Origin of the sequence: Nocardiopsis eucommiae, assembly GCF_965344335.1 — a bacterium.
GTDB classification, from domain to species: Bacteria; Actinomycetota; Actinomycetes; order Streptosporangiales; family Streptosporangiaceae; genus Nocardiopsis; species Nocardiopsis eucommiae.
This window is the reverse complement of the sequence record NZ_CBDRIY010000013.1, coordinates 38,379-57,580: the sequence shown is the minus strand read 5'-3', so window position 1 is coordinate 57,580 and position 19,202 is coordinate 38,379. Positions and strand designations below refer to the sequence as shown.

Here is a 19,202-nt window from a genome sequence, read left to right as displayed (position 1 = left end):
CGAGAGCGCGGCCCCACCACGAACCACCGGGACGCGCGCCCCCGCACGCGCCCCCGACCGAAGAGGGCTCAGCGGCCCAGCTTCCGGTACCGTCGCGTCGCCAACGGAACGAACACCGCCAGCAACACCAGCGGCCACACCACCGCCATCAGCAACGCGTTCTGCGCCACCCACGACTCACCCACCACCGTGGTGCTCCCGAACAACTCCCGGCACGCCAGCACCGTCGCCGACAGCGGGTTCCACTCCGCCACCGGAGCCAACCACGTCGGAATCACCTCCGTGGGCACGAACGTCTCGGCCACCATCGCCAGCGGGAACACCAGCGAGAAGAGCTTCATCGCCGCCTCGGGACCGCGCACCAGCAACCCCAGGTAGATCCCGATCCACGTGAACGCCAACCTCAGCAGCAACAACAACCCCAGGGCGGCCAACGCCGACCCCGGGCCCTCATGCCACCGCCACCCGACCAGCAACCCCATCCCCACGAGGACCACAAGGTCCACCAGGGCCGAGACCACGTCGGCCATGCTCCGCCCCACCAGCAACGCCGAGGGCGCCATCGGCAACGTCCGGAACCGGTCCACCACACCCCGGCCCACGTCCGTGACCACCGCGATCGTCGTGTTCCCGATCCCGAACGCCATCGTCAACGCGAACAACCCCGGCATCAGGAACTCGCGGTAGTCCTCACCGCCCACCCCCATGGCGGCGCCCATCGCCTCACCGAACACGAATCCGAACAGCAGCACCGCCAGCACCGGAATCATCAGCGTCCCGACCAGCTCGTCGGGCTTGTACACCAGGTGGGCCAGGTAGCGGCGGGCCACGACGGTCGCGTCGGCCACCGCCCACCCCGCACGCCCCGCCCAGGCACGCGGCCCACGGGGCTCACCCTCCACCGGAAGCGGCTCCGCGCCCCGCCCCGTCACGGTCATGACCGCTCCCCCAGGGCTCCGCGCCCCTCCGTGTCCCCGACGTCCGTACCGTGCCGCCCGGTCAGCCCCAGGAACACGTCGTCCAGGGTCGGCCGCCGCAACGCGATGTCCTCCACGCCCAACCCGCCCTCGTCCAGAGCCCGCACCACCTTGGTCAAGCCCGCTCCGCCTCCACACACCGGTGCGCTCACCCGCAACGCGTCCCGATCCACCTCCGGCGGCGCACCGGCCATCCGGCCCAGCACCTCAGCCGCCACCGGCAACTCCCCGGCGTCGGCCACCACGACCTCCACCCGGCCACCGCCCACCCGCGACTTCAGTTCCTCCGGGCCGCCCTCGGCGATCACCCGACCCCGGTCCAGCACCGACACCCGGTCCGCCAGACGGTCGGCCTCCTCCAGGTACTGGGTGGTCAACAGCACCGTCGTACCCCCCGCGACCAGCTCCCGCACCGCCCGCCACACCTCGGCCCGGCTACGCGGATCCAACCCCGTCGTGGGCTCGTCCAGGAACAGCACACGGGGGTCCAGCACCAACCCCGCCGCCAGGTCCAACCTCCGACGCATCCCACCCGAGTACGTGCGCACCGAACGGTCAGCCGCGCCGGTGAGGTCGAACCGCTCCAGCAGCTCCACGGCACGCTCACGCGACCGCCGCCGCCCCAGGTGGTAGAGGCGCCCGAACATCTCCAGGTTGCGGCGCCCGCTGAGGATCTCGTCCACCGCCGCGTACTGTCCCACGAACCCGATGCGCGAACGCACCAGCCGGGGCCGCGAGGCGACGTCGGCCCCCGCCACCCGGGCCCGGCCCCCGTCGAACCCCAGGAGGGTCGCCAGCACCCGCACCGTCGTCGTCTTGCCCGCGCCGTTCGGCCCCAGCAGCCCGTGCACGGTGCCCGGCTCCACCGCCAGGTCCACCCCGTCCAGCGCCACGCCGCCCCCCGGGTAGAGCTTGCGCACCCCCTCGGCCAGGATCACCGGTCCACCGCTCACGAGGCCACCGCCTCCGCGACCCGCACCTCGCGCGGCCGACGCGGTCGCGGCACCGTCACGGGCGTGACCTCCTCGTACCGGCCCACCGCGATCCGCGCGATGTTGCGCACCGACTCGCTTCCGGACCGGTAGTACGAGCAGTGCCCCGGGATGTCCCCCGTCTCGAACACGCGCGCCCCGTACCCGCGCCGTGTCGGTGAGGGCCCGTGCCCGGCCTCCCCCACGTGTCCCCGAGGGAAGAACCGGATCCAGTCGTTGGGACCCCGCGCCGCCCACAGGTTCCCCGTGAACCCCAGCTCCTCGCGCGAGCGCGTCCCCATGCCGGGGCTGCCCAGCGCCACGCAGTCACTGACCCGCCCCCGCCCCAGGGCCAGACCGCACACCACCGTGCCGTAGCTGTGCCCCACCAGCGTCACCCGCGCCGAGCCGGGCAGGAAACGGGTCAACCGCACCAGGTCCGGCGCCCCCTCGATCGCCGGGCGACGCGAGACCGCCTCCCCGAACCCGCGCGGCGTCCGGTACCCCACCCACACCACCACCGCCACACGCTCCTCCGGTGCCACCTCACGCATCGTGCGCAGGAGCGTCTCCCCGTTGGCGCGGGGCCGCGTGGCCCGCTTCTGGTTGAAGTAGTTGCCGAGGTAGTTGTCGTTGCCCGGGACCAAGACCGCGACGTGGTCCGCGGTGGCCGCGTCCCCCAGCTCCTCCACGATCCGCCCGTCCTCGGTCCCGTCGCACGCCAACAGACGAACCCCGTACCCCTGGGCGCGCTCGTACCGCAACGGCTCCGGGGCCGGGATGGTGGATGGGCCCGCCGCGATCATGGCTCTCCCGAAGTTCCTCGTACACCAGGCTCTCTGACACACCCAACGCTAGAACCGCGGGTACGACGGACACGATGACGCTGACACCCTCTTGCGAGTCCACTCCCACCCACCTCCCTCAGTGGTGCCAGCACTACCGGGCTCCCGACCCACCCTCCTGACCGGCCGTAATCCGCTTGCCCCGCCCACGGCGCCCTGCCACGATGCACCCATGCCGATCGTGACCCTGGCCCAGCGCCCCGACCTCGTCGAGGTCATGGAACGCCCCGAGCTCAACCCCGGCCCCGAGGTGATGTTCCAGGACACCACCGCGCACCGGTACTGGGGCCGCCTGGCCCACGACTTCGCGAAGTACCAGATCGCCCTCGTACGCGGCGACGAGGTCGTCGCCCGAGCCAACAGCGTCCCCCTGGCCTGGCACGGCACCCCCGACGAACTCCCCGACGAGGGCTTCGCCTGGGCCCTCGAACAGGCCTTCGCGGACAGGGACGCCGGACGCGCACCCACCATCGCCTCGGCCCTGTACATCGCGGTCTCCACCCGCCACCAGGGCGCCGGGGTCAGCGCCCTCATGGCCCAGGCCCTGCGCGACAACGCCTCCGCACACGGACTGACCGCCCTGGCCGCGCCCCTGCGCCCCACCCTCAAGCACCGCTACCCGCTGATCCCCATGGCCGAGTACGCCAGCTGGACCCGTGAGGCCGACGGGCTGTCCACGGACCCCTGGCTCCGCACGCACCAACGCCTGGGCGCGCACCTGCTCCACCCCTGCGAGACGTCCATGCGCGTGGAGGGCACCGTCGCCCAGTGGCGCCAGTGGGCCGGGATGGACCTCCCCGGCAGCGGCCGCCACATCGTGGAGGGAGCCCTGGCCCCCGTCACCATCGACCTCGCCGCCGACCAGGGCACCTACCTCGAACCCAACGTGTGGGCCTGGCACCCGCTGACCTGACCCGGAGCCGCCTCCGTGACACCGCCTCCCCCCGTCCGGGGGCTCCACCCCGACGGCACCATCGCCCGCGAAGGCTCCCCGGACCGGGTCACCGCCGCCTTCACCCCCGTGGTCGAGGCCCTGCGCGGCCGACTCCACGAGGTCTTCGGCGCCCGGATGCACAGTGCCTACCTGTACGGCAGCATCCCTCGGGGCACCGCCGTCCCCGGTGTCTCGGACCTGGACGCCCTGGTGGCCCTGCACACCGCACCCGATCCCACCGACCGCGACCGGACGCGCGCCCTCCAGGAGGAGATCGACGCCGCTTTCCCGCAGGTCGACGGCGGCGGCATCCTCCTGGACGGGGTGGCCAACCTGACCAGCGCCCTCGAACGGCACGACGCCGGATTCTTCGTGGCCTGCCTGTGCACCCCCCTGGCCGGCCCCGACCTGGGCGCGCGGCTACCCCGGTACCGGCCCACCAGCCTCCTGGCCCGCGAGACCAACGGAGACCTGCACCTGACCCTGCCCCGTTGGCGCGCCCGCCTGGCCGAGGCCGCCACCGACGACGACCTCCGCGTCCTGAGCCGACGTGTGGCCCGCCGACTGATCCGCACCGGGTTCACCTTGGTCATGCCGTCCTGGGGTGGATGGACCAGCGACCTCACCCTGGCGGCTGACGTCTTCGGCCACTACCACCCCGACCGCCACGGGCTGATGCGCACCGCGGCCCACACGGCCCGGAACCCCGGCAGCGACCGCGACCACCTGTGCGCACTCGTCGAGGACCTCGCCCCGTGGTTGGCCCGGGAGTACGCGGCCACCCACGGCCTCAAGGCACCCCGCCCCGCTCCCTGAGACCGTCCCGTGCGGTCGGTCGCCGTCACAGGTCCTCCGGCTCCCCGGACCCGCCCGCCATCGTGGCGCGGTCGGGGGGCAGGGCGACCCGACCGCCCTGCCCCCACTCCTGGTCCTAAGGGTGCTCGCGGCGCTGCTCGTCCTGCTCCTCGCCTCCAGGGCCGCCTACTGGCGGCGTACGGGCGGCGGATCGGACCTCGGCAGGACGAGCGGCCACGGCGGGGAGTGGGCACCCCCGGTCAGCTCCCCGGGGAGGCCACGGGCCCCAGATCCTTCACCACCCGGCTGGGTTTGCCCGACAGAGAGGTCGCCACCCACCGATCGACGCCCGGCAGAGCGGACCACCGCAGGAACAGCCTGCGCAGACGCAACCTCCCGGAAGTGGTCGGCAGGAACCAGGAGGTCCCCCGACGGGCGACCCGCTGGCGCTCCTCCACGACCGGACGCCAACGCCGTTCGTAACGCTCCAACCCCTCACCCACGCTTCTCGCCCGGGCCAACTCCTCCCCCAACACGAAGGACCCGCCCACCCCCATCGAGGCGCCCTGCCCCGCGAGCAACGACACCGCCTGACACGCGTCACCCACCAGCACCGTGCGGCCTCGGCTCCACCGCTCCATCTCCACCTGGGCGACGTGGTCGTAGTACACCCGCTCGGGCTCCGGACACAACTCCAGCGCACGCGGAACCACCCAACCCAGCCCCGAGCACGCCGCGCGCAACGCCTCCCGGGGGTCCCCGGGCAGCCGGGTGTCCCGGCTGCGGTGCACGGTGAAGGCCGCCACCCGGTCCCCCTCCAACGCGTACAACCCCATCTGCGCCCCCAGACTGTCGGTGAGCCGGAAGCTCCCACGGGTGGCCGCGTGCACACGGGCGTCCTCGAAGGTGAACGCGCCGGTGTGGAAGCCCAGGTGACGCAGGTACCCCTCCTCCTCACCGAAGACCAGCCGCCGCACGGTGGAGTGGACCCCGTCGGCGCCGACCAGCAGGTCCGCTTCCAGCACCTCGCCTCCGGTCAGGCGCACCCGCACCACCCGCCCGTCGTCGGTGACCGCCTCGGGGGAGGTGGAGTGGCGCACCTCCACCCGGTCGGGCAACGACTCGCGCAGGGCCCGCTCTAGGTCGGGGCGCATGATCGAGACCAGTTCCCCGCCCAGAGCCTCGGCGAAACGAGCGAAGCTGATCGAGGCGCGCTCACGGCCGTGCTCGTCCACGAGGGAGGCCTCGGTGAAGTGGTGGCCCAGCTCACGCAGGCGTGGACCCAACCCCATCCGCTCGGCCGCGTCGTAGCCAGGACCGAAGAAGTCGATCATGTACCCCTGTGGTCGCGGGCCAGGCGCCCGCTCGACCACGACCACCCGCCATCCGTGCTGGTCCAGGCGCTGCGCCAGGGACAGCCCGGCGATCCCGGCACCCACGATGACCACACGCCCGCGCCGCACGCCGTTCACTCCCCCTCCCCGGCGCCGACGGGCGCGGGAACCAGGAGACGGCGCAGCACCGGCCCCACCGTCTCGGCGCCCAGACGCGGATCCAGTGTCCGGTGCAGCATGACCCCGTCCAGAGCCGAGGCCAGAACCCGGGCGGTCGCCTCGGGGTCGGCGACCCCACCCGCCCGCAGCCAGTCGGTGAGCGGGGCGCGAAACCGTTCCAGGAGCGCGGTGATGCCGTCGCGCAGATCATCGTCACGCCCGGCCGCGAGGTAGGCCTCGACGAACAGGGCGGAGACGGGGTCGTCACCGGGGTAGACGTCCAGTGCCGCCAGCATCATCTCCAGCCCCGGGCCGGGGTCGGTCCCCTCCAGCTGCTCGGCGGTCCGCTCGGCCACGGCACGCATCGTGGCCAGGGCGGCCTCGTTGAGCAGGGCGTTCAACGAAGGGTAGTGGTAGTGCACCAGCCCCGGGCCGACCCCGGCGCGCTCGGCCAGCATCCGTGTGCTCACCGCGCCCCAGCCCACCTCGGCGATCAGCTCGCTGGCCGCGCCGAGCAGGCGCTCCCGCACCTGGCGGCCCCGTTCCGTGGTCATCCCGGCTCCTCCGGATCGCGTGACTTGGGCATCCGCCTTGGACGAACGCCTTGGGCGAGTGCCCAAATCCAAGGATGCCACGCACCCGACGCCCGTGTACACCCCCGGCCCACCGGAGCGGAGTAGCGGCCCCCCGCCCGGGTAGGGAGCGCCCATGCGCAACGCCTCCCCCCTGGAACTCCACCGGCTGGAGGTCCCCGCCCCGCAGCACCTGCCCTTCGCCATCGGGACCTTCGACTCCATCGGCCCACTGTCCCGAGCGGCCTTCCCCCACCGCCACACCTTCCACGAGATCGTCCACGTCACCGCGGGCACCGGAGAACACGTCATCGACCTGCACCGATGGCCCATCACCCCACCCAACCTCGGCATCCTCGCCGCCGGACAGGTCCACCACTGGGGCCGCGCCCACGGTGTGCAGGGCCGTGTCCTGCTCCTGGAGGACGCCTTCCTCCTGGACCACCCCCGGGACCGCGAACTCCTGCGCCGCCTGGCCACCGAACGCCCCTGGCACACGCCCACCGCTGAGACCGCGGCGCAGATCAGCGCCCTCCTCGACGAGATGCTGAGCGAGTTCCGCGCCCGCCGCCCCGGCATGGCCTCGATCCTGCGCGCCTACCTGCACATCCTGCTCACCCGCACCGCACGCGCCTACGATCGCGACCCCCGCCCCGTGGCCCCCACCGCCGACACCCTCGGGGAACGCTTCCTGCGCCTGCTCGACCACCCCGACACGACCGCCGGGTTGACCGTGTCCCAGGCCGCCACCCGCCTCGGAGTGACCCCCGGCCACCTGGCCGACGCGGTCAAAGACGCCACCGGACGCACCCCCGGGGAACTCCTGCGCGGAGCCCGCACCCTGGAGGCCCAGCGGCTCCTGGTCGGCACCGACCTCACCGTGGCCGCCATCGCCCGCACCGTCGGCTTCCACGACCCCGCCTACTTCTGCCGGTTCTTCCGCCGCGAGACCGGCACCACCCCCGGACGGTTCCGAGACCGCTCCCCCACCGCCTCCTGAGAAACACCACGTCCCCCGGGATCCGTCCATCGCCCACCCACGGGACGCACCGTAATCTCGTGCTCACCCGCAGGGAGGCACGGCCACACCCCTCCTCCCCCCTCTCTTCCCCCCACGAGGAGCACCCCCATGCCCCAGAGCGAAGACCACCCCGAGCAGGACGGACCCACCCGCAAGAGCCTGCTCAGGGCCGCCCTGGTCGCGGCCCCCGCCGCCGCGCTGCTGTCCACCGCCGTACCCGCACTCGCGCGCGAGGCCGCCGAACACGGCCGCACCCTCGCACCCACCCCCCAGTGCGACGACGGCGACGACCCCACACCCCCGCAGATGGAGGGCCCCTACTTCAAACCGAACTCCCCGCGACGCACCGACCTGGTCGTGCCCGGCCACCCCGGAGTCGCCCTGGCCGTGTCCGGCTACGTGTTCTCCCGCGACTGCCGCCCCGTCCCCGGCGCCCTGGTCGACTTCTGGCAGGCCGACAACGCCGGAGGCTACGACAACGTCGGCTTCAACTACCGGGGACACCAGTTCACCGACGCCCAGGGCGCCTTCCAGCTCACCACCATCATCCCGGGCCTCTACCCGGGCCGCACCCGCCACCTGCACGTCAAGGTCCAGGCCCCCGACCAGCCGGTGCTCACCACCCAGCTCTACTTCCCCGGCGAACCGCGCAACGGCACCGACATGCTCTTCGACCCCCGCCTACTGATGAACGTCACCAACGACGGCACCGGGCAGCTCGCCGAGTTCGACTTCGTCCTCGATTTCACCGCCTGAGCCACCGAGGGGCCGGGGCCGGACACCACGACGACGGCGCCCGGCCCCTCACCCCAGGAGATCGGCGCGCCCCCGGAGGTAACGTTCCTCCACCCGGTTGGCACCCAGGTCCGCGGCCTCACGGAACAGCTCCGCGGCCGCCCGCACCCGACCGGTCCGCTCCCACAGGTGGGCGCGCACGATCCGCTCACGTCTGGCGACCAACGGATCCGCCCGCAACCCGTGGCGACCCTCCAGGTCGTCCAACAGCGCCAACCCCCGCTCCGGCCCATAGGCGCGGGAGACCGCCACCACCCGGCTCAACCGCACCGGCGCCGTCGGCACCAACCGCTCCAACCACAGGTACAACACGGCGATCTGCACCCAGTCCGTCTCCCCGTCCGATCCGGCCGCCGCGTGCACGGCCGCGATCGCCGCCTGCACCTGGTACGGCCCCGCCTCCCTCTGGTTCCACACCCCGTCGATCAACGCGGTGCCCTCCACGATCGCCTCCGCGTCCCACGAGGACCGGTCCTGTTCCTCCCACGGCACCAGAGCACCGTCGACCCCCACACGCGACGCACCACGCGCCCCCGTCAGCAGCAACAACGCCAACAGCCCCGTCACCTCGGCGTCACCGGGCAACGACGCGTGCAGCATCCGCGCCAGCCGCACCGCCTCCGAGGTCAGGTCCACCCGCGAGAGCTCCTCACCCGCCGACGCCGTGTGCCCCTCGTTGAAGACCAGGTACAGCACACGCATGACCACGGCCGTGCGCGCCGCCCGGTCCTCGGCGTCCACGGGCGGCGTGAACCGCGCCCCCGCCCGCACCAACCGCTGCTTGGCCCGGCTGATCCGCGTCCCCATGGTCGCCTCACCCACCCCGTGGGCGTGCGCGATCTCCGCCGTCGTCAGACCACGCACCGCACGGAGCGTCAACGCCACCTGGGAGGCGGTGTTCAACGCGGGGTGGGCGCACAGCAACAGCAGGGCCAGGCCGTCGTCGCTGTCCGGGACCGTCGCCCGACGCCCCGGATCGAGCAGGTCCGCGTCGGTCGCCGCGGACCGTTCCTCCCGTCGCGCCCGCGCCCGCTCCGACCTCAGCAGGTCCACCATCCTGCGATAGCCGACCCGGATCAGCCAGGAGCGCGGATCCCGGGGCAGCCCCTGGTCGGCCCACCGCTGGGCGGCGGCCAGCAGGGCCTCCTGCACGGCGTCCTCGGCCAGGTCGAAACGGCCGAACCGCCGCACCAGGGCGCCGAGCACCTGCGGGGCCTCCTCACGCAGCACCCGCTCCACGTCAAGGTTCATCGTGGGGTCCCCCTCCCGCGCCAGCTCACGCCGTGAAGTCCGCGCCCATGATCGGGCGGACCTCGACCGGTTCCCCCAGCACCCGCACGATGCGGGAGGCGATCTCCACCGCGCGTTCGTGACCGCTCACATCGATCACGGCGAAGCTCGCCAACACCTCCTTGAGTTCGGTGAAGGGCCCGTCGGTGGCCATCACCCCCGCCTCACCCCGACTGACCGTGGTGCTCACGGCCGGATGCCCCAGCCCCTCACTGGAGACCAGCTCACCGTTGCCCACGAGTTCGCGTTCGATCTCCTGGTAGGCGGCGAAGGCCGCCAACGCCTCCGCGGTGGGGGTGCGGGCGCTCTCGGCGTCCCAGGAGGCAGCGGGGGTGTAGCCCAACAACAGGTACTTCACAGGGGTTCCTCTCGATCGGTGCGACGGATCCCGGACGGGTTCGCACGAGTGGCGTCGGTGGTGAGCATCTCCTGCTCCGTGGTCGCGGGTGTCCACCGGCTACCTCGAAGCCACCGCCGCCACCCCGACACCCCAGGCAAGTGATCCAGACCACACCCCGATGGTGTCGAGGCACCCGACCCGGCCACGAGGTACCACCGAACACCCACTCACGAAGGAGAACACCGTGACCGCCTACGACGACCCCACCCCGCCCACCGACGAACTCCGCGCCCTGGACCGACTGGCCGGCACCTGGACCGTCAGCGGACAGGCCCGGGGCACCGTGCGCTACGAGTGGATGCCGGGCGGGTTCTTCCTGCTCCAACACGTCGCACTCACCCAGGACGGGCACGAGGTCACCGGAATGGAGGTCATCGGCAACCCGCGCCCCTTCGGCGAACCCACCGGCGCTGACGTGGTCTCCCGCTTCTATGACTCCCTCGGCAACACCTTCGACTACGTCTACGAACTCACCGGCGACCAGCTGACCATCTGGGCCGGAGCCAAGGACGGCCCCGCCTACTACCGGGGCACGTTCAGCGCCGACGACACCACCGTCACCGGCGCCTGGACCTACCCCGGAGGCGGCGGCTACACCTCCACCATGACCCGCGCCTGAGCACCGGGGTGGCGCCGGGACCGACCCGACGCCACCCCGTCACCCACCAGGGCGGTGGCTGGAGACCGAGGCGGGTGCTCTCAGGACCGTAGGCGCGAATGGTGACTAGCGTTCCTCAACCCTTGAGCTGGCGCCTTGCAGGAACTGTGTCACCGCCGTGTCCACGAGCGCCTCGAGCCTTTCGGACTCGATGATGCCGTCGTTGACCATGCCGGTGATCCCCTGGACGGCGGCGTAGATGACGAGGCCGATGTCCTCGGGGTCGCCCTCCTTCAGCTCGCCGCGCTCCTGGCCCTCCTCGATCAGTTCTCGGATCTGCCCGAACGCGGCCGCTGCGGCCACGGCGACGGTCCTCGCCCCGGGACGGTGCTTGCTGGAGTTCATCAGCCTGGTCAGCGCGGCGTTCTCGGTGGCGAACCGCGCATAAGCCGACGCGAACGCGTGCAGACGGTCGTGCAGGCAGCCCTCGTCCCCGATCTCGTCCACCGCGGCTCGCAGCCTCGCGCCCAGGCGGACGAAACCCGACTCGGCGAGGGAGTCCAGCAGCGCGCGGCGATCCGCGAAGTGTCGGCGGGGCGCCGTGTGACTCACACCGATCTCTCGTGCGAGGTCTCGTAGGGAGAGCTGATCGACTCCGTGCTCCCTCAGGCTGCGTTCCGCCGCGTCGAGGAGTTCCGTGCGGAGATTGCCGTGGTGGTAGGGCCGATGCTCGCTGGTTTCAGGCATGAGAGCAGCGTACTCAAGAGCATGTTTCCCCTGGAAACAATGTTTATGTTGACAACAATGTTTCCACTGCCTACTCTCGCGGTATGTTCAGATCCTCCCCCTCCGAGCTTCCCGACCTCACCGGCCGCACCGCCGTCGTCACCGGAGCCAACAGCGGCATCGGACTCGTCACCGCACGCGTTCTCTCCGAGCGCGGTGCACAGGTGGTCCTCGCCGTACGCGATCCGGACAAGGGAGAGGCGGCAGCGGCCACCATCGCGGGCCGACCCCAGGTCCGGGCCCTCGATCTCGCCGACCTCTCCTCCGTCCGCGAGTTCGCCCGCACCCTCCCAGGCCCCGTCGACCTGCTCATCAACAACGCCGGCCTCTCCCTGGGGCCGCTCTCCCGCACCACCGACGGGTTCGAGCTGCAGTTCGGAACCAACCATCTGGGCCACTTCGCCCTGACGAACCTGCTCCTCCCACGCATCAGGGACCGGGTCGTGACGGTGGCCTCGCTCGGACACCGCATTGGGTCCCTGGACTTCTCCGACCTCCAATGGGAGAGCAGGCCCTACCGGCCCAACGCCGCCTACACGCAGTCCAAACTGGCCAATCTCCTGTTCGCCTCCGAGCTCCAGCGCAGACTCGCCCACGCGGGGTCACGTGTCATCTCGACCGCCGCTCACCCCGGCATCTCCTCGACGAATCTGATGAGAGCGCAGGAGAAGCCCTCCCTCGGATTCCGCGTCGAGAGGTTCCTCGTCGGGCTCGTCGCCCACAGCGCCGAGGACGGTGCCCGGCCCACGCTCCACGCCGCCACCGCCGACCTTCCCGGCGACAGCTACGTCGGCCCTGACCGACTGTGGGGCATGCGCGGTGCGCCCACGCTGGTCGGGCGGTCCGCCCGGGCACGCGACGCATCCGCGGCTCGACGGCTGTGGGAGGTCTCGGAGGAACTGACCGGCACGCACTTCCCCCTCGACACGACCGCACCTCCTGTCCGATGAAGGGAACCGTCGCTGTGACCCGTCCACGGAAAAACCCGAGCGAGAAGCCTCAGAAGAACGAACTCGCCGTCGTCTCCGGCGCTTCGTCGGGCATCGGAGCCGCAACGGCGCAGGCCCTCGCTGCCAGGGGCTACCACGTCCTCGCCGGGGTACGGACCGAAGGTGAGGCCGCCGCCGTCCGGGCCGAGGGCATCGAACCGGTGACCCTGGACATCACCGTCCCCGAACACATCGAGGCCCTGGCCCGGCGGATCGGCGACGACCCCGGACGGCGCGTTCTGCGCGTCCTGGTCAACAACGCGGGGATCGAGATCAACGCCCCCGTCGAGGTACTGCCCCTTTCCCTGTGGCGCGAGCAGTTCGAGGTGAACCTCTTCGGGCACATCGCCGTCATCCAAGGACTCCTGCCCTTCCTGCGGCGCGGCCGCGGCAGGATCGTCAACATCAGTTCCGTGGGCGGAGTGGCCGCGCTCCCCGTCTTCGGTGCGTACGCGGCAACCAAGTTCGCGCTCGAAGCGGCCAGCGACTCCCTGCGCCGCGAAGTCTCCGCACACGGCGTGCAGGTGGTCGTCGTCCAGCCCGGCGGTGTCCGGACCGAGATGGCCCTCCGCAGCGGTGAGACCTCGCTCGACATCGCCGCCGGGATGAACACCGAACACCGGCGTCTCTACGGCGGCCTCGTCAACGCCACGGTCTCGTCCAACACGGCCTTCCTGGAACGCGCGATGTCGGCGGCCAGGGCAGGGGAGAGGATCGCCAGGGTGGCGACCACTCGCCGCCCGCGCACCCGGTACACCCTCGGCACGGACGCCGCTCTCATCATCCCGCTCGCCCGCTTCCTCCCAGCTCGTCTGATGGACGGCATCCTCGCGGTGAGTCACCGCTCCCGCACCCCCATACCCGTACCCGAGTCCGCCCGGAGCCCTTCATGACCACGCTCGCCGACCGCGCCGCACTTATCGAACTCATGGGCCGCTACGCCGACATCGCCGACCGCGGGGACCTCAGCCGCCTCCCCTCCCTCGTCTACGCGGACTCGGTGACCCTCGACTTCTCCTCAGTCATCGGCCTGCCACCCATGACCGTCGCCCTCGACGAGTACGTCCACGTACTGGGCCAAGCCTTCGCGCCCTTCACCGCCACCCACCACACCATCACCGGCCACGTCCTCGACATCGACGGCGACCGCGCGACCCTCCACGCGCACGTACGCGCCGAACACTGGGTGCCCAAGGAACGGGCGGGTGGCGGTCCGGACCGGTGGCTGGTCGTCGGCTTCTACGACAACGAGGCCGTCCGCACACCGCACGGCTGGCGCCTCAGCGGCGTCAAGCTGACCGCCACGCACCAGGAGAACACCCACCTTGCGGGTCCTCCCCCTGCCATGTAAGCACCCCGCCGGGTAGGCGCGAGGCCAGGTTGTCGGGTAGCTGGGCCACTGCGGATCGGAATCGTTCGCCACTGCCGACGCGCCGGCGCCCCCGGACCGGTCATGGGGGTCGATGACCGCCATGACCGGTCCTCCCCCCTGTCGGACCGCGCCGTCCCCGTTGCAGGCAGCCGCAGCGCGCGCACCGTGCTGCCCTACGGTCACGCCTCCCGCTCCGGAACGTACGCGGGATGGCGCCGCACCGAGGTGCTCTGCTCCAACCGCCCAGCCACGGCACTCATTCAAGGGGGGCGAACACGGGTCAGCGATCGGTGACTGTGGCGGACGCCCCCGCCGTGAGCACCACCGGACCCGACAACATCAACGCCCGGACGCTGAACCGATCGACCGACCACCCCAGGGTCAGCGCCACCACCATCGACCCGGCGCCGAAACAGGCCAGCGCCAGTGCCACACCCACGTCGCCGCCACCCAGGTGGGAGCGGACGATGACCACGGTGTCCGCGAGGACCAGGTGGGCGGTACGGCCAGGGCGCGTGGCTGCTCAACCCGGTCACCCCCCAGGCGCGCTCAGACCGGGTAGCGGGAGCGGGTGGTCGGGCCGACGGGAAAGGGCCTGGTCGAACGGGGCGCCGGTGTCTCCCCGCTGGCCCACGCCCGGGCCCGAAGGAGGGCCACGGGTCCTCCTCGCCCGCTTCCGCAATCGCGGACTCCTCCGGCATGGCCGTGAAGGCAGGAGGGCGCCGGACTGGGCGCATCGGGTGGCGCCACCGAACCGCTGCCCAGGTCGCGCCCCTACCGCCCCGTCCTCCTCGCTCCGAAGACCGTCACGCGCGGGTGCGGGTGGGCAGGCCGGGAGCGTGTGCCCGTGTGTGCGAGGGGGATCCGGGGACCTCTTCTTCATATCGTTTCGTTGGTAACGTTATGTATGAAACGTTACACAGTTCTCGTGACGAAACAGATCCCGGAAACAGGGAAATCCTGACTTCCGATAACCAAACCTTCTAGGAAGTCAGCGCCTTAGAGGTGCCCCAACCCACGCCAGTGCCCCGATCCGGGCCGCCAACGTTATTGCGCCCACGCCGCGACCCGCGAAAACGCGATGGATACACCCATGGCTGTACTGACATCTGGGGGCCACCCACCCGTGCGCACGGCCCCGCACCCGGGCCAGCGGGTCGACGTACACGCTCTCTCGGGGCACCGGTCGGCGCCCCGTCGTGTTACGTGAGGACGTCCGCGCCTTCGTGGCGGCCCTCTTGGGCGGAACCCCGGAAGGCGCGTTCTTCCTCTTCCAGTGGCCAGGCCCCGGGGGTGCGTCAGGGCACGTCGCGCCCGGCGATATCGCGCTCGACGCCGTCGAGCAGCCAGGCCAGGGCACGCTCGAAGACCGCCATGGCGTCCAGGGGTGCCTGGAGGCGCTCGATGGAGGCCGAACGGGCCCCCTCGGCGCGTCGGGTGGCAAGGTAGCTCTCCTGGACTGAGGCGAACGAGCGTCCCTGCGAGTCGCTCCAGCTCTCGGCCCGGTCCGCGACGACGATCTGGGCGACGTGGCCTCGCACCAGGGCGTCGACGGACTCCACGACGGCGAGGGCCACCTCGGCGCTCAGGCCCGTGTCGTCGAAGACGCGGATGGCCGAGTCGGTCCAGGCGAAGGCGTGGGGGCCGATGAACGGGCCGGAGGTGACCTCGATCAGCCAGGGGTGTGTGCGCAGGGACGCCATGTCCTCGCGGGCCCAGGCCTCGACCTTCTCACGCCAGGTGCCCGGGCGGGTGTGCGGGAGGGGTGCCTGGCTGATCATCTCGTCGACCATGAGCGCCAGCAGGGCGTCCTTGTCGGGGACGTAGGTGTACAGGGTGGAGGCGCCGACTCCCAGGTGGGCGGCGACCTTGCGCATGGACAGTGCATCGACGCCCTCGGACTCGGCGACGGCCATGGCCGCCTCCATCACGCGACGCACGGTGAGCTGGTGGCGGGGGCCGCGTCTGGGTCGGCCGAGGCCGGTCCACAGCAGGTCCAGGGTGGCCTCGATGCTCCTGCGTGTGGGCGCCACTCACGTCCTCCTCGCCGGACTCCCTCGCCAAAACTCCGTACACTGTTCTACATTAATCGAACAGTGTACGGAGTTTCTTTGGAGCACGCATGCCCCCATCCGAACCCCCCGGCACGCGCGGCGACCTGATCCGTGTCGGGTCGCTCGTCGTCGCCTTCACCCTGGTCGGCACCGCCGCACACACGCTCCTCGGCCGGTTCGACGCCGCGCCGGACGGCCTCCCGGGACTGTTGGCGCGTTCGGCCGTCTTCCTCCTGGTGCTCCTGCCGCTGGTGTGGGCGCTGTGCCGTTCCGCCGGGCGCACCCTGTCCTCGATCAGCCCGGTCTCCCCCGCTCGGGCCTGGCCACCGTTGGCCACCGCCGCCCTGAGCACCTGGTGCGGCACCGCCCTGGTCGTGACTGCCGCCCTGGTCAACGGCGACGCCGACCTCGACACCACGGCCCTGGTCTCCGCCGTCGTCTCCGCCCTGCTCCTGACCGCGCTGATGCTGTTCGCGCAGATCCTGCCTGAGGAACTGGTCTTTCGCGGCTACGTCCCGCACCTGCTGGGGTACCGGCTCTCCCCGCTCACCGTGGTCCTCGTCCAGGCCGCGCTGTTCGCCGTGTCGGTGTCCCTGATGACGGGGAGCACGGACGAACTGTTCGAGCTCGCCCTCTTCGGAGTCCTCCTCGGCCTGTTGCGCACCACCACCGGCTCGCTGTGGGCCGGGGTGGGAGTGCGACTGGGACTCACCGCGGCCGTCGTCGTGCTGCACGAGGCGGAGCTGGCCTTCGAGACCAACGCCCCGGCCTGGAACCTGGCGCTGGGCGTGGTCGGCGCGCTGGTCGCCTACCTGGTGGTCCGGTTCCTCTTCCCGGCCCGACCCGACCTCACCCCGAGGCCGACCGAAGAGGACGCGCTGCCGCGCCGACGCGTCCCGGTGCGCGGGATCCTGTACGACGTCGGTTCCAGTTACGTGCCGGGGCAGCACTCACGGGAACGCTGGAACCCCGACGCCGTGCGCGAGGACATGCGCGTCATCCACGAGGACCTGCACTGCACCGCCGTGACCCTGTTCGGCCACGACCCCGACCGGCTGGAACGGGCCGCCCGCTCGGCCCTGGAACAGGGACTGGACGTGTGGCTGCAACCGCGCTCGGTGGACGCCGACCCCGACGGGCTGGTCGAACAGATGGAGTACGTCGCCCAGAGTGCGGGGCGTCTGCTCGAGGAGTATCCCGACCGGCTGGTGCTCAACGTGGGCTGCGAGCTCACCGTCCTCAACCGCGGCATGATCCCCGGCCGAGACATCGCCCGCCGGACACGGGCCCTGTCCGTGCTCGGGATGATCCCCGCCTACTACAACCGTCGGCTGAACGAGGTGCTGCGCCGACTGGCCGCCACCGCCCGAGAGCGGTTCCCCGGTCCCCTCACCTACGGTTCGGGCACCTGGGAGACCGTGGACTGGTCCCCCTTCGACCTCGTCGGGGTGGACTACTACCTCGACGAGCTCACCCGGGGCACCTACCGCCAGGGGCTGCGGGCACTGGGCCGATGGGGCAAACCGGTGGTGGTCACCGAATTCGGCTGCTGCTCCTACCAGGGCGCCGAAACCAAGGGCGGCTCGGGCTCCGACCCCCTGGACTGGAGCGACCTGAACGACCGCAAGATACGGGGGAACCTCGTCCGCGACGAGAGCGTCCAGGCGGACATGATCGACACCCTCCTCGACGTGTACGAGACCGAGGACGTGCACGGCGCCTTCCTGTGCATGTTCGTCGAAGGCGACTGCAGGTACTCCCCCGACCCCACCCGCGACAGCGACTTGGCCAGCTTCGGGATCGTGCGCCCGCCCACCTGGGCGTCGGGGCTCTCCCCCGACGACGGCCGCTGGGAGCCCAAGGAGGGTTTCCACACCCTGGCCCGCCGCTACGGCGCCCAGACACCCGACCGGGGCGGTGACCCGCTCACCGGAACCCGCTGACGAGACAGGATCCCCCGGTTCCGGAGAACAGGGCGGGGATCCCAGGGCTCGGGGTCGAGGAAGGGCCGTGCGACCTCACCGAAGGAGCGGCTGCCCCCGCGCGACGGCGCGGGGGCAGCCGCTCCCATGAGCCCGGCCGCGACCACCATGGGGCGAGGCTCGCCCCCCCCTCCCGAGGGCTGGTGCTCGCTGCGGGCGACGTCACCGTCCCCTCGGAGCGGGCTGCCCGTGGACCACGGCGGAGAGCCGGTCAGTCGAGGGCGTTCCCCGTGTGCGAGGTGTCGGCACCCCCGGGAACCCACGACCCGCTGTCTTCGGTCGCTCCCGCGTTTCCTCTCCGTGACTCGTGAGAGGAAGAGGAGTCACGTCTAGTGCCGCCCGGGCTCACCGCGCAACAGCACGCACCCGCCCACGGGTCAGGGCGTCACGACGATCTTGCCCCGCACCCCGCCACGCTCCAGCCTGCGGTGCGCCTCCGCGATGTCCTCCATCGCCAACACGGCACTGACCACCGGCGTGATCGTGCGCTCCTCCACCAGGGCGGCGAGCTCCTCCAACTCCTCCGGGGAGGGGTCGTTGCTGAACGCGCCCAGGCGCGTGCGCCGGTCCAGACTGCCCGCCGCCACCCACAGCGCCGCCCGGATCGGACGGCTCGGGTCCAGGGCGAGCGGGAAGAGCGTGCCTCCCCGGACGAGCCTGCCCCGCACCTGGGCCAGGTGCGTGCCGACCAGGTCGACGATCACGTCGAAACGCCCCAGATCCTCCACCCGGGTCTGCCGGTGGTCGAGGGCCTCGGCGGCACCCGACCCACGCAACCAGGGAAGATGGGCGGCTCCGGCCAGCGCGGTCACGTGCGCGCCCAGCGCCGCTCCGAGTTGCACGGCGACCACCCCCACACCTCCGGCGGCCCCGCGTACCAACAGCCGTTGCCCCGGACGCAGGCGTACCCGCCGGGTCAGGGCGTGCAGCGCCGTCGTCCCCGAGGCGGGCAACGCGGCGGCCTCGGTGGCCGTGACCGAACGCGGAGCCATGGCGACGCGCTCCTGGGGAACGACCACGGACTCGGCGGCCGAACCGAAGGTGCCGTGCGGCATCACACCCCACACCAGGTCACCGGTGCTGGCCCGGGTGACGGCCGTACCCGTCTGGGCGACGGTCCCCACGAAGTCGACTCCCGTTCCGGCGGGCAGGCGCTGGCGCAGCACGCGGCGCAGCCGCCCCGCCCGGATGGGGATCTCACCGCCACCGACGGCGGCCGCCGCCACCTCGACCCGCACGTCGGTCGCGCCCACCGGGGGTGGGGTGAGCCCGTCGACGACGGCCAGGACCTCGGGCCCTCCGTAGCGGTCGTAGCGGACTGCGCGCAT

Annotated in this window: 20 protein-coding genes; 9 read left to right on the top strand and 11 right to left on the bottom strand. The window is 71.8% G+C overall.

Annotated elements, in window-relative coordinates:
• Positions 1-68: 68 nt before the first annotated feature.
• From ACRWK8_RS10480 to ACRWK8_RS10470, 3 genes are read right to left on the bottom strand one after another with little or no spacing between them, the layout of a single operon-like run.
• Positions 69-938, bottom strand: a complete 870-nt coding sequence (locus ACRWK8_RS10480) for an ABC transporter permease (protein WP_431869884.1) — start codon at positions 936-938, stop codon at positions 69-71.
• On the bottom strand, positions 935-1,930 hold the full coding sequence (locus ACRWK8_RS10475) for an ATP-binding cassette domain-containing protein (protein WP_431869882.1): 996 nt from the start codon (positions 1,928-1,930) through the stop codon (positions 935-937). Before ACRWK8_RS10475 ends, ACRWK8_RS10480 begins: the two co-directional genes overlap by 4 nt.
• Entirely contained in the window at positions 1,927-2,754 is an 828-nt protein-coding gene (locus tag ACRWK8_RS10470) for an alpha/beta hydrolase (protein WP_431869880.1), read from the bottom strand. Before ACRWK8_RS10470 ends, ACRWK8_RS10475 begins: the two co-directional genes overlap by 4 nt.
• Before the next feature lie 211 nt (positions 2,755-2,965).
• Here ACRWK8_RS10470 and ACRWK8_RS10465 point away from each other — a divergent pair, with 211 nt between their 5' ends.
• The gene (locus tag ACRWK8_RS10465; RefSeq protein ID WP_378740278.1) at positions 2,966-3,706 is read left to right on the top strand and encodes a hypothetical protein; all 741 of its coding nucleotides are present in this window, start codon (positions 2,966-2,968) and stop codon (positions 3,704-3,706) included.
• A 15-nt stretch (positions 3,707-3,721) separates the two neighbouring features.
• The gene (locus ACRWK8_RS10460; protein ID WP_431869878.1) at positions 3,722-4,543 is read left to right on the top strand and encodes a nucleotidyltransferase; all 822 of its coding nucleotides are present in this window, start codon (positions 3,722-3,724) and stop codon (positions 4,541-4,543) included.
• Positions 4,544-4,782: 239 nt separating this feature from the next.
• Here the strand turns inward: ACRWK8_RS10460 and ACRWK8_RS10455 are convergent, their stop codons facing one another.
• Both ACRWK8_RS10455 and ACRWK8_RS10450 read right to left on the bottom strand, forming a co-directional pair.
• Positions 4,783-5,994, bottom strand: coding sequence for an FAD-dependent oxidoreductase (locus ACRWK8_RS10455; protein ID WP_431869876.1), 1,212 nt, complete (start codon positions 5,992-5,994; stop codon positions 4,783-4,785).
• Complete coding sequence (locus ACRWK8_RS10450) at positions 5,991-6,569, bottom strand: TetR/AcrR family transcriptional regulator (RefSeq protein WP_378740273.1); 579 nt, start codon at positions 6,567-6,569, stop codon at positions 5,991-5,993. The genes ACRWK8_RS10455 and ACRWK8_RS10450 overlap by 4 nt, the downstream gene beginning before the upstream one ends.
• Positions 6,570-6,723: 154 nt before the next feature.
• On the opposite strand from ACRWK8_RS10450, the gene ACRWK8_RS10445 reads away from it, so the two are divergent.
• Together ACRWK8_RS10445 and ACRWK8_RS10440 are read left to right on the top strand one after the other, a co-directional pair.
• Entirely contained in the window at positions 6,724-7,587 is an 864-nt protein-coding gene (locus tag ACRWK8_RS10445) for a helix-turn-helix transcriptional regulator (protein ID WP_431869874.1), read from the top strand.
• A 129-nt stretch (positions 7,588-7,716) separates the two neighbouring features.
• Positions 7,717-8,364, top strand: a complete 648-nt coding sequence (locus ACRWK8_RS10440) for a dioxygenase family protein (RefSeq protein WP_431869872.1) — start codon at positions 7,717-7,719, stop codon at positions 8,362-8,364.
• A 48-nt stretch (positions 8,365-8,412) separates the two neighbouring features.
• Here the strand turns inward: ACRWK8_RS10440 and ACRWK8_RS10435 are convergent, their stop codons facing one another.
• Both ACRWK8_RS10435 and ACRWK8_RS10430 read right to left on the bottom strand, forming a co-directional pair.
• Entirely contained in the window at positions 8,413-9,654 is a 1,242-nt protein-coding gene (locus ACRWK8_RS10435; protein ID WP_431869870.1) for an RNA polymerase sigma factor, read from the bottom strand.
• A 25-nt stretch (positions 9,655-9,679) separates the two neighbouring features.
• On the bottom strand, positions 9,680-10,051 hold the full coding sequence (locus tag ACRWK8_RS10430; protein ID WP_431869868.1) for a YciI family protein: 372 nt from the start codon (positions 10,049-10,051) through the stop codon (positions 9,680-9,682).
• A gap of 226 nt (positions 10,052-10,277) precedes the next feature.
• Here ACRWK8_RS10430 and ACRWK8_RS10425 point away from each other — a divergent pair, with 226 nt between their 5' ends.
• Positions 10,278-10,712: a hypothetical protein gene (locus ACRWK8_RS10425; RefSeq protein WP_431869866.1), complete on the top strand. Its 435-nt coding sequence runs from the start codon at positions 10,278-10,280 to the stop codon at positions 10,710-10,712.
• Between the two features lie 105 nt (positions 10,713-10,817).
• Here ACRWK8_RS10425 and ACRWK8_RS10420 read toward each other — a convergent pair whose 3' ends face one another.
• On the bottom strand, positions 10,818-11,438 hold the full coding sequence (locus ACRWK8_RS10420) for a TetR/AcrR family transcriptional regulator (RefSeq protein ID WP_378740259.1): 621 nt from the start codon (positions 11,436-11,438) through the stop codon (positions 10,818-10,820).
• Positions 11,439-11,521: 83 nt separating this feature from the next.
• Between ACRWK8_RS10420 and ACRWK8_RS10415 the strand changes: the two genes are divergently transcribed.
• From ACRWK8_RS10415 to ACRWK8_RS10405, 3 genes are read left to right on the top strand one after another with little or no spacing between them, the layout of a single operon-like run.
• Complete coding sequence (locus ACRWK8_RS10415) at positions 11,522-12,427, top strand: oxidoreductase (protein ID WP_431869864.1); 906 nt, start codon at positions 11,522-11,524, stop codon at positions 12,425-12,427.
• 14 nt (positions 12,428-12,441) lie between these two features.
• On the top strand, positions 12,442-13,359 hold the full coding sequence (locus ACRWK8_RS10410) for an SDR family NAD(P)-dependent oxidoreductase (RefSeq protein WP_431869862.1): 918 nt from the start codon (positions 12,442-12,444) through the stop codon (positions 13,357-13,359).
• Positions 13,356-13,817, top strand: a complete 462-nt coding sequence (locus tag ACRWK8_RS10405) for a nuclear transport factor 2 family protein (protein ID WP_431869860.1) — start codon at positions 13,356-13,358, stop codon at positions 13,815-13,817. Before ACRWK8_RS10410 ends, ACRWK8_RS10405 begins: the two co-directional genes overlap by 4 nt.
• A 301-nt stretch (positions 13,818-14,118) precedes the next feature.
• On the opposite strand, the gene ACRWK8_RS10400 is transcribed toward ACRWK8_RS10405, so the two are convergent.
• Both ACRWK8_RS10400 and ACRWK8_RS10395 read right to left on the bottom strand, forming a co-directional pair.
• Positions 14,119-14,313 carry a hypothetical protein gene (locus tag ACRWK8_RS10400; protein WP_431869858.1) on the bottom strand — a complete coding sequence of 65 codons (195 nt, stop codon included), beginning with the start codon at positions 14,311-14,313 and terminating at the stop codon, positions 14,119-14,121.
• Between the two features lie 823 nt (positions 14,314-15,136).
• A complete protein-coding gene (locus ACRWK8_RS10395) occupies positions 15,137-15,871 on the bottom strand; it encodes a TetR/AcrR family transcriptional regulator (protein WP_431869856.1) in 735 nt (244 codons plus the stop codon).
• An 89-nt stretch (positions 15,872-15,960) separates the two neighbouring features.
• On the opposite strand from ACRWK8_RS10395, the gene ACRWK8_RS10390 reads away from it, so the two are divergent.
• Complete coding sequence (locus ACRWK8_RS10390; protein ID WP_431869854.1) at positions 15,961-17,835, top strand: CPBP family glutamic-type intramembrane protease; 1,875 nt, start codon at positions 15,961-15,963, stop codon at positions 17,833-17,835.
• A gap of 416 nt (positions 17,836-18,251) precedes the next feature.
• On the opposite strand, the gene ACRWK8_RS10385 is transcribed toward ACRWK8_RS10390, so the two are convergent.
• Positions 18,252-19,202 (bottom strand): NAD(P)-dependent alcohol dehydrogenase, encoded by a 951-nt coding sequence (locus ACRWK8_RS10385; RefSeq protein ID WP_431869852.1) that lies wholly within the window; start codon positions 19,200-19,202, stop codon positions 18,252-18,254.

Excerpts from the sequence above, each read along its gene's own strand:
- ACRWK8_RS10440 (WP_431869872.1), top strand. The coding sequence starts at position 7,717 with ATGCCCCAGAGCGAAGACCACCCCGAGCAGGACGGACCCACCCGCAAG.
- ACRWK8_RS10445 (WP_431869874.1), top strand. The coding sequence starts at position 6,724 with ATGCGCAACGCCTCCCCCCTGGAACTCCACCGGCTGGAGGTCCCCGCC.
- ACRWK8_RS10420 (WP_378740259.1), bottom strand. The coding sequence starts at position 11,438 with ATGCCTGAAACCAGCGAGCATCGGCCCTACCACCACGGCAATCTCCGC.
- ACRWK8_RS10470 (WP_431869880.1), bottom strand. The coding sequence starts at position 2,754 with ATGATCGCGGCGGGCCCATCCACCATCCCGGCCCCGGAGCCGTTGCGG.
- ACRWK8_RS10405 (WP_431869860.1), top strand. The coding sequence starts at position 13,356 with ATGACCACGCTCGCCGACCGCGCCGCACTTATCGAACTCATGGGCCGC.
- ACRWK8_RS10415 (WP_431869864.1), top strand. The coding sequence starts at position 11,522 with ATGTTCAGATCCTCCCCCTCCGAGCTTCCCGACCTCACCGGCCGCACC.
- ACRWK8_RS10450 (WP_378740273.1), bottom strand. The coding sequence starts at position 6,569 with ATGACCACGGAACGGGGCCGCCAGGTGCGGGAGCGCCTGCTCGGCGCG.
- ACRWK8_RS10480 (WP_431869884.1), bottom strand. The coding sequence starts at position 938 with ATGACCGTGACGGGGCGGGGCGCGGAGCCGCTTCCGGTGGAGGGTGAG.
- ACRWK8_RS10390 (WP_431869854.1), top strand. The coding sequence starts at position 15,961 with ATGCCCCCATCCGAACCCCCCGGCACGCGCGGCGACCTGATCCGTGTC.
- ACRWK8_RS10465 (WP_378740278.1), top strand. The coding sequence starts at position 2,966 with ATGCCGATCGTGACCCTGGCCCAGCGCCCCGACCTCGTCGAGGTCATG.
- ACRWK8_RS10435 (WP_431869870.1), bottom strand. The coding sequence starts at position 9,654 with ATGAACCTTGACGTGGAGCGGGTGCTGCGTGAGGAGGCCCCGCAGGTG.
- ACRWK8_RS10385 (WP_431869852.1), bottom strand. The coding sequence starts at position 19,202 with ATGCGCGCAGTCCGCTACGACCGCTACGGAGGGCCCGAGGTCCTGGCC.